Annotated in this window: 14 protein-coding genes; 6 read left to right on the forward strand and 8 right to left on the reverse strand. The window is 68.2% G+C overall.

Annotation, left to right across the window (positions count from 1 at the left end; genetic code table 11):
* The first annotated feature begins 71 nt into the window (after positions 1–71).
* Positions 72–1,013, forward strand: coding sequence for a type IV toxin-antitoxin system AbiEi family antitoxin domain-containing protein (locus H289_RS0107900; RefSeq protein ID WP_036420350.1), 942 nt, complete (start codon positions 72–74; stop codon positions 1,011–1,013).
* A 67-nt stretch (positions 1,014–1,080) separates the two neighbouring features.
* Here H289_RS0107900 and H289_RS0107905 read toward each other — a convergent pair whose 3' ends face one another.
* From H289_RS0107905 to H289_RS0107915, 3 genes are all read right to left on the reverse strand, one after another.
* Positions 1,081–1,524 carry a hypothetical protein gene (locus H289_RS0107905; RefSeq protein WP_020100231.1) on the reverse strand — a complete coding sequence of 148 codons (444 nt, stop codon included), beginning with the start codon at positions 1,522–1,524 and terminating at the stop codon, positions 1,081–1,083.
* Positions 1,521–2,654: a nitronate monooxygenase gene (locus H289_RS0107910; RefSeq protein ID WP_020100232.1), complete on the reverse strand. Its 1,134-nt coding sequence runs from the start codon at positions 2,652–2,654 to the stop codon at positions 1,521–1,523. Before H289_RS0107910 ends, H289_RS0107905 begins: the two co-directional genes overlap by 4 nt.
* Positions 2,655–2,792: 138 nt before the next feature.
* Complete coding sequence (locus H289_RS0107915) at positions 2,793–3,572, reverse strand: HAD family hydrolase (protein ID WP_020100233.1); 780 nt, start codon at positions 3,570–3,572, stop codon at positions 2,793–2,795.
* 59 nt (positions 3,573–3,631) lie between these two features.
* Here H289_RS0107915 and H289_RS0107920 point away from each other — a divergent pair, with 59 nt between their 5' ends.
* From H289_RS0107920 to H289_RS0107935, 4 genes are all read left to right on the forward strand, one after another.
* Positions 3,632–4,369, forward strand: a complete 738-nt coding sequence (locus tag H289_RS0107920; RefSeq protein WP_020100234.1) for a glucose 1-dehydrogenase — start codon at positions 3,632–3,634, stop codon at positions 4,367–4,369.
* A gap of 212 nt (positions 4,370–4,581) precedes the next feature.
* The gene (locus H289_RS30010) at positions 4,582–7,392 is read left to right on the forward strand and encodes a glycoside hydrolase family 2 protein (protein ID WP_502685698.1); all 2,811 of its coding nucleotides are present in this window, start codon (positions 4,582–4,584) and stop codon (positions 7,390–7,392) included.
* Positions 7,393–7,426: 34 nt separating this feature from the next.
* Positions 7,427–7,645, forward strand: a complete 219-nt coding sequence (locus tag H289_RS0107930) for a hypothetical protein (RefSeq protein WP_036420352.1) — start codon at positions 7,427–7,429, stop codon at positions 7,643–7,645.
* 30 nt (positions 7,646–7,675) lie between these two features.
* Entirely contained in the window at positions 7,676–8,968 is a 1,293-nt protein-coding gene (locus H289_RS0107935) for a competence/damage-inducible protein A (RefSeq protein WP_020100237.1), read from the forward strand.
* A 6-nt stretch (positions 8,969–8,974) separates the two neighbouring features.
* Here the strand turns inward: H289_RS0107935 and H289_RS0107940 are convergent, their stop codons facing one another.
* The 4 genes from H289_RS0107940 to yaaA form a co-directional block, all read right to left on the reverse strand.
* Positions 8,975–9,892, reverse strand: coding sequence for an alpha/beta fold hydrolase (locus H289_RS0107940; protein ID WP_020100238.1), 918 nt, complete (start codon positions 9,890–9,892; stop codon positions 8,975–8,977).
* A 32-nt stretch (positions 9,893–9,924) separates the two neighbouring features.
* On the reverse strand, positions 9,925–11,358 hold the full coding sequence (locus H289_RS0107945; RefSeq protein WP_020100239.1) for an amidase: 1,434 nt from the start codon (positions 11,356–11,358) through the stop codon (positions 9,925–9,927).
* A 54-nt stretch (positions 11,359–11,412) separates the two neighbouring features.
* Positions 11,413–12,390 carry a TerC family protein gene (locus H289_RS0107950; RefSeq protein WP_020100240.1) on the reverse strand — a complete coding sequence of 326 codons (978 nt, stop codon included), beginning with the start codon at positions 12,388–12,390 and terminating at the stop codon, positions 11,413–11,415.
* A gap of 152 nt (positions 12,391–12,542) precedes the next feature.
* Positions 12,543–13,289, reverse strand: a complete 747-nt coding sequence (gene yaaA / locus H289_RS0107955; RefSeq protein WP_020100241.1) for a peroxide stress protein YaaA — start codon at positions 13,287–13,289, stop codon at positions 12,543–12,545.
* 180 nt (positions 13,290–13,469) lie between these two features.
* On the opposite strand from yaaA, the gene H289_RS0107960 reads away from it, so the two are divergent.
* A complete protein-coding gene (locus H289_RS0107960) occupies positions 13,470–13,691 on the forward strand; it encodes a hypothetical protein (RefSeq protein WP_036420312.1) in 222 nt (73 codons plus the stop codon).
* Positions 13,692–13,697: 6 nt separating this feature from the next.
* On the opposite strand, the gene H289_RS0107965 is transcribed toward H289_RS0107960, so the two are convergent.
* The gene (locus tag H289_RS0107965; protein WP_020100243.1) at positions 13,698–14,849 is read right to left on the reverse strand and encodes an alkaline phosphatase family protein; all 1,152 of its coding nucleotides are present in this window, start codon (positions 14,847–14,849) and stop codon (positions 13,698–13,700) included.
* Between the last annotated feature and the right edge of the window lie 109 nt (positions 14,850–14,958).

Below are 14,958 nucleotides of genomic sequence, written 5' to 3' on the forward strand. Positions count from 1 at the left end.
CTGCTCACCCGGGATCTGGCGGACGACGGCGCGTTGTGGCGAAGATCGACGTCGTGGACAACGGGGGCGGGGTGGCTGACGCTGAAATTGCTGAGGTGCTCGGCCGTCAGGCTGGTGTCATCGCACGCCGACAAGTCCTCGAAGCCGGCCGACACGACCCGTACATCCGCCGGATGCTCAGGCGAAACGAATGGGCCCGCATCCATGACGGCGTCTACGTCAACCACACTGGACCGCCCACTTGGCAGCAACGCGCTTGGGCTGCAGTCCTTTACGCGGCACCCGCAGCGCTGTGTCTGGAATCGGCGATGTGGCGCGAAGGTCCGCTGATCCACGTCGCCGTGGATGTGAACCGGACTGTGTTGGTAGAGCCCGACGGCGTGCGCATCCACCATCTCGCTCAGTTGGACCAGCGCGCCCTGTGGCACGTCGGACCGCCGAGGGTCCGCTACGAGGAGGCCGCCCTCGATGTCGCTTGCCGGACCACGGAATTCGAGGCGATCGCTGTTCTCGCGGATGCCTGCCAGTCGCGACGCACCACCGCGCAGCGCCTCCTCGCGGCACTGGACGGCCGAGCGCGGATACCTCGTCGACGGTGGCTGCGCGCCGTCCTGGTCGACATCGCCGACGGGACATGTTCGGTCCTCGAACACGGTTACTTGAACCGTGTTGAGCGGGCGCACGGGCTGCCCCGAGCCACTCGGCAGGCCCGGTCGCGTTCGTCGGCGGGAGTGCGCTACCGCGACATCGAGTACGGGCAGCGACTGGTCGTCGAGCTGGATGGCCGGCTGTTCCACGACTCGGCAGCCGCGCGGAACAATGATTTCGAGCGTGATCTGGACGCCGCAGTCGATGGCCGGTTGACGGTCCGACTCAGCTACCAGCAGGTTTTTGACCGGCCATGTCAGACCGCCGGGAAGATCGCCCAGATCTTGAAGCAGCGCGGCGTGGAGGTGTACGGCCACCCGTGCGGACCGGCGTGTGCGTATCCCGCCGTCGATCTCGCGGCCTGATCAGACCCGATTCGCTTAACCCTCGGATCCCAGCCACCAGGTGACTGCAATCCGAGGCGCAAGCGCGTCAGTTCACCAACCAGAGCACCAGAAAAGCGGACATGCCGGCCAAACAGAACAGATGGTCGCGGCACACCGACCGCGCCAGCCGGGACTGTTCGGCGATGGTCCCGCGCCGGTGTCCCAGTGCCACGGCGTGCGGGACGGTGCGCAGCAATGCCAAAAGAACCGGCCCGCCGGCCAGGGCCGCGGCGACCCCGACCAGCCACGCCGGAAGGACGCCGCGAAAAGCGTCAAAAGCGAACGCCGCCAAAAGGATCACCATCACGGCGGCGATCGACAGGCTCATCGGCCGGGACGTGGTGGTGGCCCGGTGGTAGTACGCGGCGATGGACGCCAGCACGGGTTCCGGGAGTTCGGCCGCCCTGCGGTGGGAGAGCACCTGAACATCGAAGATCAGGTCCATCCACAGGACGGCGATCAGGAACCCGCTGCCGGCGGCCTCGATCACACGGACGCGGCTTCGTTCAGCTCCTCGAGCCGGCCGGTGGCCTCCAGGTACTCCTGCACCCAGCGCTCGATCACCGCGGACGTCTTCTCCACCTTGGTGAACTGGCCGACCACCTGGCCGACGGGGTTGAACGCGACGTCGACGCTCTCGTTCGGGTACTTGTGCGTGGCTGCCACCGCCATGCCGGAAACCATGTACTGCAAGGGCATTCCGAGCGGCTTCGGGTTGCCTTCCTTCTCCCAGGCCTCGGTCCAGTCGTTGCGCAGCATCCGTGCCGGCTTGCCGGTGAACGACCGGCTGCGCACGGTGTCCTTGCTGCTGGCCTTGGCGTACGCGGCGTGCTGCTGCTCGGAGTGTTCGCTCTCCTCGACCATCACCCACTGCGAACCGGTCCACGCACCCTGCGTGCCGAGCGCCAGCGCTGCGGCGATCTGCTGGCCGCTGCCGATGCCACCCGCGGCCAGGACCGGGACCGGCGCGACCTCCTTGACCACCTGCGGCCACAGCACGATCGAGCCGATCTCACCGCTGTGCCCGCCGGCCTCGCCGCCCTGGGCGATGATGATGTCGACGCCCGCGTCGGCGTGCTTGCGGGCCTGTGACGGCGAGCCGCACAGCGCGGCGACCTTGCGGCCCTCGGCATGGATGTGGTCGATCATGTCCCTCGGCGGGGTGCCCAGCGCGTTGGCGATCAGCGTGCACTTGGGGTGCTGCAGCGCGACTTCGACCTGCGGGGTGGCGGTGGCCTCGGTCCAGCCCAGCAGCTGCAGGGCATCGTCGTCACTGTGGTCGACGGGCACGCCGTGGTCGGCGAGCAGCTTCTTCGCGAAATCCAGATGCTCCTGCGGCACCAGGGCGTTGAGCTGCTTCTTGAGCACCTCGGGATCGAGGTCGACCTGGTCCATGCCCTCGTACTTGTTGGGGATGACGATGTCGACGCCGTAGGGGTGGTCGCCGATGTTCTCGTCGATCCACTTCAGCTCGATCTCGAGCTGCTCGGGGGAGAAGCCGACCGCGCCCAGGACGCCGAAGCCGCCGGCTTTGCTCACCGCCACGACCACGTCGCGGCAGTGGGTGAAGGCGAAGATGGGGTATTCGATGCCGAGTTGGTCGCAGATAGCGGTGCGCATGGGAAGTCCTTGTGCTGGGGGCCGAGGGCAGAAACGGCAAACTGAAACGTGTTCTAATTTAGTACCGCGTCACCGACCGGCGCGCAAGACTACGCGCGGATTTGGGCCCAGATTCCGGACGACGGCCGTTCCAGAACGTCAGCGGCGCACGAGCCGCCGGAGCCAGCCGGACCGATCGCTGGGCGGGGCCGCCGCGCGGACCACCGTCCAGCCGAGTCGCTCCGCTTCGGCCGCCAGCCCGGGACGTGGATTCACCGGAATCGGGTGCCCCACGACGTGCATCAGCGGCAGGTCCTCGTCGCCGTCGGCGTAGAAGTAACTCTGTTGCAGGTCAACCTGATTGGCCTGGCTGAACGCCTCGACCGCCGCGGCCTTGCGGTGGCCCCAGACGATGGGCCGCACGATGTCACCGGTGAGGGCGCCGTCGGCGTCGACGGTGAAGTGATTGCAGATGACGTGCTCGACCCCGAGGTAGCGGGCCAGCGGCATCACGTGCATGGTCAGGGCCGACGAACTCAGCACGACGGTGTGGCCGGACCGCTGGTGCGCGTGCACGACCTCGCGCATCGTCGGAAAAATCCTGGCCTGTACGTGGCTGCGGAACAGCTGCTCGCCGAGTGCCTCCTGTTCGGCGAGGGACTCACCGCGCAGGTAACCGGCGGCGCGCACCAGCAACCGCTCAAACTCCATGCGGCCCAACTTGTATCGCAACGTCGCTTCGAGAATTCCGGTGAGTTCACCGAAGGCCGCCTGCCGTTGCCGGAACCGGTGGGCCGCATGCACCGTCGCGATGAAACCGGACACCAGCGTGCCGTCGACGTCGAAGAACGCGCCGATGTTCGAGCTGTTCGCACCAGGGGCATCGCCGTCGGCCGCAGTGATCGGCCCGGTGATCGGTCCGGCGTTCGGCGCAGCCATGCTGACCAGTATGCCGGGCTTCCCGGCTACCCATCGGCCGGGCGGTAGCGTGACCGGTCATGGGACGCGTGGACGGAAAAGTTGCACTGATCACTGGCGGCGCACGGGGCATGGGTGCGGCGCACGCCCGGATGCTGGTCGCCGAGGGCGCCAAGGTCGTCATCGGCGACATCCTCGATGAGCCGGGCGAGGCGCTGGCCGCCGAACTCGGGGATGCCGCGCGCTACGTGCACCTCGACGTCACCGACGCCGACCAGTGGGCAGCCGCGGTCGCCACGGCCACCGAACAGTTCGGTCTGCTGAACGTTCTGGTCAACAACGCCGGCATCAGTGCCCTTGGAAAAATCGGCGAGTTCGACATGGCCAAGTGGCAGAAGTGCATCGACGTCAACCTGACCGGCACCTTCCTGGGTATGCAGGCCGTCGTCGCGCCGATGCGGGAGGCAGGCAGCGGCTCGATCATCAACATCTCGTCCATCGAGGGCATGCGCGGTGCGACACTTTTGCACGCGTACGTCGCATCCAAATGGGCGGTGCGCGGCCTCACCAAGTCGGCGGCCATCGACCTGGGCAAGGACAACATCCGGGTCAACACGGTGCTGCCGGGCTTCATCCGCACGCCGATGACGAAATATTTTCCCGACGACATGATGACGGCCCCTCTGGGGCGGCCCGGACAGTCCGATGAGGTAGCGACTTTCGTGGTATTCCTGGCCAGCGACGAATCGTCGTTTGCCACCGGCAGCGAGTTCGTCGTCGACGGCGGTCTGACGACCGACGTGCCGCATAAGTTCTGACCTCAGCGATTCCGGAACTGGCGGTCTGACGGGGCACAATGAGGTGCCCCCACATCGCGCATTCGGTTGTAGAAGCGCGTTCAGATGCTGATGTTCTCGGAGGGAGCAGGGCTATATCAACCGAGTTGCGCCGCGGTGCAGTGCTGGGTGCCGTCGTGTCTCTGGTGCTGCTGTTCGCGTGCACCGGTGATCTGCCGCGCCTGCTGAAGCCCATGAGCGCGGCCGCAGAGGTCGAGCTCGCACAGGGCTGGCAGCTGGCGTCCGCGCAGGGCCTGGTCGCCACCGGAGCGCAGCTCAGCCTCGACGGATTCCCCGCGGCGGGCGCCGGCTGGCACCAGGTGCGGCACATGCCGTCCACCGTGCTGCAGGCGCTGCAGGACGACGGCACCTACCCGGACCTCTACTACGGCGACAACCTGCTGACCAAGGTGCCGCAGGACCTTTACAAGCAGGACTGGTGGTACCGCACGACGTTCGTCGCACCGGCCGGGCACTCGACCTACCGGCTGAACTTTCCCGGCATCAACTACCGCGCCGAGATCTGGCTGAACGGGCATCAGATCGCCGATAACCGGCAGGTCGCGGGCATGTACGTCGACCACACCCTGGACGTGTCGAAGTGGGTCGACCGCGGCCGGACCAACACGCTCGCCGTCAAGGTCACCCCGGAGCGCGCGCTGCAGGACGTCGACGGTGTCGAGCTGGCCGACAGCTGGTTCGACTGGATCAACTGGAACTACCTCGGGTATCAGGGCCCCGGTAAGAACCCGGCCAACGGCAACTCGTTCGTGGCGGACCGCAACGCCGGCATCCTCAAGCCCGTCACCCTCAAGATGTCCGGCGACGTGGCGATCACCGACGCGACCGTGAACAGCCAGCTGCCGTTGCCGCGCACCGACAGCGCGCAGCTGAGCGTCCGGTCGGGCCTGACGAATTACTCCGACCAGCGCGTCAACGGTGTCGTGCGGGCGACCATCACGCGCGCCGGCAAGGCGGACATCGACATCGAGAAGCCGGTCTCGCTCGGGCCGGGGGAGAGCCGCGATGTCACGTTCAGTCCCGGCGACTACGAGGCATTGCGCGTCTCCCATCCGGACCTGTGGTGGCCCTACACCATGGGCCGGCCCGACCTCTACGACCTCCGGATCCAGTTCCTGCAGTACGGCCAGGCCACCGACGAGTTGAAGCAGCGCTTCGGCATCCGCTCCATCGAGCAGGGTCGCGACGGCAGCGAGGAATTCCCGCAACTGGGCTCCGGCGGCAACTTCTACCTCAAGGTCAACGGCCGCGATTTCCTGGCGCGCGGGGCCACGTACACCCCCGACCTGCTGTACCGCGACGACCCCGACCGCGACAACGCGATCCTGCGCTACGTCAAGGATCTGGGTCTGAACATGATCCGGATGGAATCCAAGATTCCCGGCGCGCGCTTCATCGAGCGGGCCGACGAACTGGGTATCCCACTCATGGTGGGCTGGATGTGCTGTAACCAGTGGGAGAAGTGGCCACAGTGGGGCCAGGAGGACCACCGGGTCGCGCAGGACAGCCTCCGCTCGCAGATCATGTTGCTGCGATCGCACGCGTCGGCATTCGTCTGGGCCAACGCGAGCGACGGGCACCCGCCCGCCGACATCCTCGAGCAGTACCACGAGATTCTGCGAAAGCTGCACTGGCAGAACGCCGTTGTCGACACGGTGTCGTCGTACACGACCGATTCGTCGGGCAACCGCCTGTGGGACGGTATCCAGATGGCCGGTCCCTATACGTGGCGGCCCCCGGCGTACTGGTTCGACGGCGACTACGCCGCCGCACGCGGCGCGTCGGCCGAACAGGGCGACAACGAACACATCCCGCCGTTCGCGAGCCTGCGCAAGTTCATCCCGCCGGACAAGCTCTGGCCCATCAACGACATGTGGTACTTCCACGCCGGTTCCAATCCCGGCAACGAGGCGTTGGCCAGCATCCGCGACGCCGTCGTGCAGCGCTACGGATCATCCAGTGGCGCCGAGGAATTCACGCGCAAGGCCCAGCTCGCCCATTACGAGGCGACACGGGCCCAGTTCGAGTCGTTCGCCGCGCTGGGCTGGGCGGACCACAAGATGACGATCTACTGGATGCTCAACAACCACTGGCCGTCGTTCTTCGGCAACATCTTCGACTACTACCTGCGGCCGGGCGGTGCCTATTACGGGGCCAAGAAGGGCCTGCAGCCGCTGTCGGTGACGTTCGATTCGTACGCGACCGGCGACCACAGCACCGCCAAGGTCAGCATCACCAACCAGAGCCCGGAGAACGCGGTGGGCCTGCGCGTGCGCACACGGGTGTACGACATCAACGGGACCCTTCGCGACGACCGCACCAGCGACCCGTACGACGTCGCCTCCGGTGCCGCCGCGGTGGCGCTGACGCTGCCGCGGATGGTGCCCGATTCCCGGGTGTTCTTCGTCCGGTGTGAACTGGTGAACCCGGTCGGCGAGGTCATCGCCGACAACGACTACTGGCAGTCGCAGCAGGACGACATCGGTGACCCCCGCAAGGACGTCGCCTTCGAGCTGCACCAGACCGCGTGGGCCGACATGACGCCGCTGAACTACATGACGAAGGCCCGCCTGGAGGTCAGCGCCGCCGGCACGGTGAACGGTGACGGCCAGCAGGTCGTCGACATCACGCTGCGCAACCCGACCAAGCAGGTCGCGTTCTTCGATCGGGCCGAGCTGACCACCGCGCCGGATGCCGACGAAATCCTGCCCATCGAGTACAGCGACAACTACGTCACCGTGTACCCGGGGGAGACCGCGCACGTCCGGGGGCTGGTGCCGAAACCGGGCGTGAACGCGGGCTGGGTCCGGGTCGGCGGCTACAACACGCCACCCGTGACGGTGCCGGTGACCGGCGGCCGTCCGCCGCAGGACTCGGCAGAGGCCGCCGCGCGGGCCTCGGTGGCCGACCCCGGTCTGGCCGAGCCCGACGTCCGGCCCGCGGCGCCCGACGCGGTACCGCGGGTCCCGAGACCGGGCGCATAGGACATGATGGTGAGTCGACGTGAAGGAGAAACACATGGCTGACGAACGCTCCGCACTGGCCGAGCGCACCGCCGCAAGCGGGTGGCAGCGGCACACGGACGACCGCGTCGACGTCTACCTGCGTGGCGCGTCCCGGGTCCGCGTGATCTGGCGCGGTGACGACGCGATCAGCGGCGGCACGCGGTTCCAGGACGACATCATGGAGCAGTACACGCGCGAGCTCGACACCGTGCGCGCCTGGCTGGCGGTCTGACCCGGCCCGCAGCGCCGTACCCTGATCGCCATGGGCGTGCGTGCGGGCATCGTGGTGACCGGGACCGAAGTTCTCACCGGCCGGGTCCAGGACCTCAACGGGCCGTGGCTGGCCGACCGGCTGCTCGAACTCGGCGTCGAGCTGGCCCACATCACCATCTGCGGTGACCGGCCCGAGGACATCGATGCGCAACTGAATTTCCTTGCCGCACAAGGTGTCGACCTGATCGTCACCAGTGGCGGGCTCGGGCCGACGGCCGACGACATGACCGTCGCCGTGGTGTCGAAGTTCTGTAGTCGCGAGCTGGTGCTCGACGAAGCGCTCGAGGAGCGCATCGCCGAGATCCTGCGGTCCTTCATGGGCCGGTTCCCGGGCGCCGATTTCGAGGCGGTGCGGGCGGCCAACCGTAAACAGGCACTCGTGCCGGCGGGCGACGGCGTCGAGATCCTCGACCCCGTCGGCACGGCACCGGGTGTCGTGGTCACCCGCGGCGGCGGCGCACCGACGGTGATCGTGCTCCCCGGACCGCCCCGCGAGCTACGGCCGATGTGGAGCCGGGCCATCGAGACGCCGACGGCGCAACGTGCGATCGCCGGCCGCACCGTCTACCGCCAGGAGACCATCCGGATGTTCGGGCTACCCGAGTCCGGGCTGGCCGAGACCCTGCGGGAGGCCGAGACCCTGGTGCCCGGCTTCGCGGGGCTGGAGATCACGACGTGTCTGCGTCGCGGCGAGTTGGAGATCGTCACCCGCTACGAACCGGACGCCGCCGACAGCTACCGGCAACTGGCCGCGCTGCTGCGTGCGCGTCATCCGCACGACGTCTTCTCCGAGGACGGCGCACTCGTCGATGACCATGTGGCGCAACTCCTTTCGGGCCGCACCATCGCGACGGCCGAGTCGTGCACGGCGGGTCTGCTGGCGGCGCGCCTGGCCGACCGGCCCGGCTCCTCGGCCTACCTGGCCGGTGGCGTGGTGTCGTATTCGAACGAAGCCAAGGCCGACCTGCTCGGCGTCGATCCCGCGCTGATCGCGGCCCACGGTGCGGTGTCCGAACCGGTGGCCGAGGCCATGGCGGCCGGCGCGCTGCAGCGGTTCGGCGCCGACGTCGCCGTGGGTATCACGGGCATCGCCGGCCCCGGCGGTGGTAGCGACGAAAAGCCGGTCGGCACAGTGTGTTTCAGTGTCGGGCTGGCCGACGGTGCGACCCACACGCGCACGATCCACCTGCCCGGCAACCGGGCCGACATCCGGGAGCGGTCGACGACCGTCGCCATGCACATGCTGCGCCGCGTACTCAGCGGTCAGCCTGTGACGGTCTGACCGGCCTTACTGGTCCGCCAGGTCGGCGTCCCAGACCTCGAGAATCTTGGTCAGGATCTCCTCGGGCACACCGAGACCCGCCAGATGGCTCTCGCCCGGCAGCGTGAACATCTCGGCGTCGGCGATGCGCGCGACCGCGTGCTCGCCGTGGGCGTAGGGCACGATGTGGTCGGCGTCGCCGTGCCACCAGCGCACCGGCACCTTGATGTCCTCGAGTCGGAAGCCCCAGTCGCGGGCGAACACCACAATGTCGGCGAACGGCGCGGCCAGCTGCTTGCGGCTGCCGTTGAGCAGGTCGTCGAGGAACATCGCCTTGAACTCGGGGCGGCTCAGCAGGTTGCGGTCGCCGTCGGGGGAGATGCGCGCGTACAGGTCCAGGGCGGGGGAGCCGAACGGCGCGATCACCTTGATGAGCGACCCCGCCACCCAGCGGATGGGGGTGTCGGCGACCTCGAGGATCGGCCGCACGATCTTGGCCAGCTCCATCAGGCCGCTGCTGATGCCGTCCTCGCCGATCAGCGGAGCGACGCCGCCGAGCACCGCGGCCATGACCACCCGGTCGGGCATGGCGGCCGCCGTGGCCAGCGTGTACGGGCCACCGCCGGACAGGCCGATCACCGCGAACCGGTTGATGCCGAGGGTGTCGGCGATGGTCCGCAGGTCCTCGGTGAACCCGAGCACGTTCTCGTACTGGTACGGCGTCGAGGAACCGATGCCGGGGCGGTCGATGCCGATCAGCCGGATGTTGTTGCGGGAGGCGAAGCTGCGGGCCTCGGTCGGGATCTGGCGGCGCGCGCCGGGCGTCCCGTGCAGCCAGAACACGGCACGCCCCTGCGGGTTCCCGAACTCGGCGAAACCGATCTGGCGGTCCTCGCCGACGGCGATGTTGCCTTCCAGCTTCGGGCGATCGATCGACATGACCATGGCCGAATTGTCGCACGCCGCAACGGGCGGGCTCAGTGGCGCGGGTAGTGGTGCGCCCAGGGCGCGGCTTGCTCCAGCTGCCGGGCCAGTTGCAGCAAGATGGTCTCGTCCGGCGCCATCAGCTGGACGCCGATCGGCAGTCCGTCCGCGGTGCGGCCCAGCGGCAGGGAAATGGCGGCCCAGCCCGTCACGTTGGCCAGCGACGTCCAGCCGGTGGTGGCGAATTCGACGTCGAAGAACTCCCGGGTGCTGGCGCGGGGCTGATCGAGCAGGCCGTACGGCGGCGGTCCCGACAACAGGGTCGGCACCAGCAGGACATCGTGGCCGGCCATGCCGGCGGCGAACCGCCGGGTCTGGTCGTGGACGGCCGCGATCGCTTCGGCGTAGGCCAGACCGGTGGTGGTGAATCCCTCGCGGATCATCATCCACGTGCTCGGTTCGAATTCGTCTTCGCGTGGCGGGCGGCCCAGGTGCGCCGTTGCCAGCTCATGCAGTTGGACGTTGCTGACCCGGTGCAGCACCGCGACGGCGTCGGCGACAGCGTCTGGATCGATGCTCGGCGCCGACGGCTCGACGTGGTGGCCCAGGCCCGCCAGCAGCGCGCCGGTGGCCTCGACAGCGGCGGCGACCTGCGGGTCGGTGCCCGGCCCCGGGAACGGCGAATCCACCGCGATCGCGATGCGTTGCGCCGCCGGCGTCTGCGCGATGGCGTCGAGGAACGACTGGGCGGGCCGGGGCGCAGAGTACGGATCGCCCGGCGCACTACCGGTGACGGCATCGAGCAGCGCCGCGCTGTCGCGGACGGTGCGGGTGAGGGCGTGCTCGTTGACCAGCCCCTCCAGCCCGTGCCCGGCGCTGGGCGCGAACGAGGTGCGGGCGCGGCGCGGTTTGAGGCCGACGACGCCGCAGCATGATGCCGGCACCCGGATCGAGCCGGTGCCGTCGCCACCAGAGGCGGCGGGCACGATGCCGGCCGCGACGGCGGCGGCGGACCCTCCGCTCGATCCGCCTGGGGTGACCTCCGGTGACCACGGATTGACAGTCGGCCCGAACAGGGACGGTTCGGTGGTGCAGTGGTTGCCCCACTCCGGGGTGTTGGTCTTGCCGAAGATCACCAGCCCGGCGTCCAGATACCGATGCACGATCCAGGCGGTCTGGTCGGCGACATGGCTGCGCAGCGCCCGTGACCCCATGGCCTCCGGGGCGCCGGCCAGCGACGCCCCGAGGTCCTTGAGCAGGAACGGCACCCCGGCCAGCGGTCCGGCGGTGCCGGTGCGCAGCACGCCGGACTCATCGAGCCGGCGGGCCTGTTCACGGCCGCGGTCGAACAGATCGGTGACCACGGCGTTGAGCGCGCGCGCCGATTCGAGCCGGGCGATCGCGGCCTCCAGCAGCTCGGCGCTGCTCACCGCCCCGCCGGCCACCAGTTGCGCTTGCCCGACGGCATCGTCCACGAGATCGGTCACCAGGGCATCCTGCTGGCGCGCAAGCGATCTGGCAACCGTGACCGGTTGATTTGGTCAGCCGGCGACGGCCTTGCTGTCGGCGCGGGTCTTCCACAGGCTCGCCACCGTCGTCACGACGAGCGTGACGATGATGACCGCCAGCGACAGCAGCGTGGGAATCTGCGGTACGTGCACGGGCTCACCGCCGTTGATGAACGGCAGCGTGTTCTCGTGCAGTGCGTGCAGGACCAGCTTCACGCCGATGAACGCGAGGATGAAGGCCAGGCCCTGCGACAGGTAGACCAGCCGCTTGAGCATGTCGCCGAGCAGGAAGTACAGCTGGCGCAGACCCATCAGCGCGAACACGTTGGCGGTGAACACCAGGTACGGCTCCTGGGTCAGGCCGTAGATCGCCGGAATCGAGTCGAGCGCGAACAACAGGTCGGTGGTCCCGAGCGCGACGATGACCAGGATCATCGGGGTCAGGACCCGCTTCCCGTTCACCACGGTGTGCAGCTTGCTGCCGTCCCACTGGTCCGAGGCCTTGAGGTACTTGCGGGCGAACCGCACCATCGAGTTCTCGGCGTCGTCGTCGTGCTCGGTGTCGCGGGCCAGCTTGATCGCGGTGTACACAAGGAACGCGCCGAACAGGTAGAAGATCCACGAGAACTTCGAAATGGCAACGGCGCCAAGGGCAATGAAGATGCCACGGAAGATCAGCGCCAGGATGATGCCGATCAGCAACACCTCCTGCTGCAAGATTCGCGGCACTTTGAAGCTGGCCATGATGATCAGGAAGATGAACAGGTTGTCGATCGAGAGGCTGTACTCGGTGAGCCAGCCCGCGAAGTACTCGACACCGTATTGACCGCCGTGGAACTGCCATACCCAGATGCCGAACGCGATCGCGAGGCCGATGTACAGCGCCAGATATCCGGCGGTTTCGCGGGTGGTCGGTTCATGCGGGCGGCGGCCGATCACCACCACGTCGAAGAGAAGTACGGCGATCGTCACCCCGAGGGTGATGGACCATTCCAGCGTCGAAACATTCATATGAGGGTGCCTCCGGGCGTCAGTGAACGACCGAGGTCTCTACCACCGCCGTAGCGGCCCGCAGCACCGGCTGCCCGACATTGGACAACGTGATGACGACACTGCGGCGAAGGAATACTCCCCTCACGAACCATTATCGCAGACCGCCGGCGTCACGCCGTGACCACCACCGTCAACTGCGACCCGTCGCGTTCGACGCGCATCCCGGCACGGCGGGCGACGGCAGCGACGGCGGCGGCGTCGCCCGGTTCGGCGCGGCTGCCGGCGAGCGCTCGGGCCAACCGGCCCTTGTGAGCCTTGTTGAAGTGACTGACGACGGTGCGCCGCCCGTCGGGATGTTCGGTGTAGACGTCGACGGTCACCGCACCGGGAATCTTGCCGAGCGCCTCGTATGAGCCGGACCGCAGATCGACGATGAGCTCCTGCTGCTGCAGCTGCGCCAGCACGGGTTCCAGGACCGGCTTCCAGCGGCTGGCCAGGGTCCCGCCGGCGGGCAGCTTCGACGATGCCGACAGCCGGTAGGCCGGAATCTGGTCGTCGGCGCGCAGCAGCCCGAACAGCGCCGATCCGACTGCCAGCCGTGCGCGGGCACGGGTTGCGGTGGCGCCGCGCAGCGAGCCGATGTCCAGGGCGTCGTACAGCACCCCGGTGTAGCGGTCGATGGCCGGCATCGTCGGGGCGCTGCGCAGTTCCGCGTTCCGCTGGATCTCGGAGTCCTGCGACGCGGAGATGGCGAGGGCCTTGCGGCTGGCTTCCGGGTTGGCTGCGAGCTCGACGAGCTCGTCGAGCAGCGCCGTGCGCAGCGGCGTGAGTTCCGGCACACTGAGCGCCCCGAGCCGCAGCGGCGGTCCGTCGCCACCTGGGCGCTTGGTCTCCGAGGGCGGCAGCAGCACGATCACGGCGAAGACGGTAGCCGACGCCGCTTGGTACGACGCGTACCATCTACCTGTCAATCAGGGGTGTTTGCTTTGCCGCTGTGGTCGCGGTGGCCTAAAGTTCGGTACCTACTGACGTCGGGGCAGAGGTCGGTGGGCCGAGGTTCCGTACCTGCGGTGATTACCAGAAATGCTGGGGTGGTTATGGGTAGGAACGCCAAGTTCGCCGTTGACATGCGGGTTCGCGTAAACCGTGGCGACGCCAAAGACGTGCGTGGTGTGATCGTGGAGGACTACGGCGATCATGCGGGCTATTCGGTCGATGTCGGTGAAGACCATATTGTCGACGCGGCGCGCCGCTGGGCTGTCCTGCTGGACAGTGGCACTCTCGTTTTCGCCGACGACGCACATCTGAAGCCCGAATAGTCCCGGTCAACCGGAAGCGATGAGCAGCGGAACCAGCTGCTCGGCATCTGTCCATGATCCGTGCTGCCCGATGAGGGCAGATTCAAGAGGCTCGACCGTCCGACGTACCAGTCCGGCGTTGTCCCGGGCCGCTGCCACGACATCGCCGATGCGGCTGCGCGCCGCGTCACCGACCCGCGCGCCGAACCAGCCCTCGGCGATGGCATGCTCCTTGGTGCGCACCCAGGCCTTGGCGCCCAACGTTTCTCGCCACGCGTCGGCGACCGCATCGGCTGCTCCCGCCGCGACATAGACGTGCCGCGCCCGGGCCTCCCCGGCGACGGCGACGACGCCGTCCAGCAGCTCGGGACACGCATCGATGTCGACGACGTGGGCTTCGTCGAGGTTGACCATGCCGTGGTCGGCGACGACCGCCAGCAGCCCGCCGGCCGGCAAGGCCTCGACGATCGATTCGACGAGCCGGTCCACCTGCCGCAACTGCATTCGCCACGCCGTCGACCCGGCGCCGTACAGATGGCCGAGCATGTCGAGATCGGCGTGGTAGCCGTAGCAGAAGCCGCCGTCGGCGACGGCCTGCTGCACGCGGGCGGCGAGGTCGCCGAGCCGGTGCACCCCGACGTACTGGCCGCCGCGGAGCACCGCGCGGGTCAGCCCCGAATTGGTGAACTCGGCGCCCGAGATGACGCTCACCGCCACGCCGGCGGCGGTGGCCTGACCGAACGTGGTCGGCAGGGGCTGCACGTCCTCGGGCACCAGCACGTCGCGCAGATCGGCGCCGAAGGGGTGCGGCGTCCAGCGCAGCGCGTTCACCACGCCGTGGTCGGGAATCCGGAACGAGTAACCGACCATGCCGTGTTCGCCGGAGCGCCGGCCGGTTCCCACCGCCGCCAGACCCGCGCTGGTGGTCGACGGATACCCGACGCGCAGGTTCCGTCCACGCAGTCCCGCCAACACCGGAGCGTCGTCGGCGTAGGTGTCGAGGAGTTGCGCACCGAGACCGTCGATCAGCAGGACGCACGCGCCGCGAACACTGCCGGGCAGGTCGATGGGCTGGTGCACGCCGTCGAGCCGGGCACCGGCCACACCCATCGCGGACAGCACGGCCGGCACCACGTCGGCCAGATGTGGCGCGTCGGGTCGCGGGCTCGGGAGATCCATGGCCGCGAGCTTAGGGATTTCCCGGGTGAAGTAAATGCAATTACTGCGTGGGAAGCCCCATCGGCGCCGAGAGCAAATTCCTATTCAGCACCGTGAATAGGGAAAACGC

It is taken from the genome of Mycobacterium sp. 360MFTsu5.1 (assembly GCF_000383495.1).
Classification (GTDB): domain Bacteria; phylum Actinomycetota; class Actinomycetes; order Mycobacteriales; family Mycobacteriaceae; genus Mycobacterium; species Mycobacterium mucogenicum_B.

What these genes read in the sequence shown, in the direction of transcription:
- H289_RS30010 (WP_502685698.1), top strand. Translation starts at nt 4,582, where the DNA reads ATGAGCGCGGCCGCAGAGGTCGAGCTCGCACAGGGCTGGCAGCTGGCG.
- H289_RS0107935 (WP_020100237.1), top strand. Translation starts at nt 7,676, where the DNA reads ATGGGCGTGCGTGCGGGCATCGTGGTGACCGGGACCGAAGTTCTCACC.
- H289_RS0107940 (WP_020100238.1), bottom strand. Translation starts at nt 9,892, where the DNA reads ATGGTCATGTCGATCGATCGCCCGAAGCTGGAAGGCAACATCGCCGTC.
- H289_RS0107915 (WP_020100233.1), bottom strand. Translation starts at nt 3,572, where the DNA reads ATGGCTGCGCCGAACGCCGGACCGATCACCGGGCCGATCACTGCGGCC.
- H289_RS0107965 (WP_020100243.1), bottom strand. Translation starts at nt 14,849, where the DNA reads ATGGATCTCCCGAGCCCGCGACCCGACGCGCCACATCTGGCCGACGTG.
- H289_RS0107930 (WP_036420352.1), top strand. Translation starts at nt 7,427, where the DNA reads ATGGCTGACGAACGCTCCGCACTGGCCGAGCGCACCGCCGCAAGCGGG.
- H289_RS0107960 (WP_036420312.1), top strand. Translation starts at nt 13,470, where the DNA reads ATGGGTAGGAACGCCAAGTTCGCCGTTGACATGCGGGTTCGCGTAAAC.
- H289_RS0107910 (WP_020100232.1), bottom strand. Translation starts at nt 2,654, where the DNA reads ATGCGCACCGCTATCTGCGACCAACTCGGCATCGAATACCCCATCTTC.
- H289_RS0107920 (WP_020100234.1), top strand. Translation starts at nt 3,632, where the DNA reads ATGGGACGCGTGGACGGAAAAGTTGCACTGATCACTGGCGGCGCACGG.
- H289_RS0107950 (WP_020100240.1), bottom strand. Translation starts at nt 12,390, where the DNA reads ATGAATGTTTCGACGCTGGAATGGTCCATCACCCTCGGGGTGACGATC.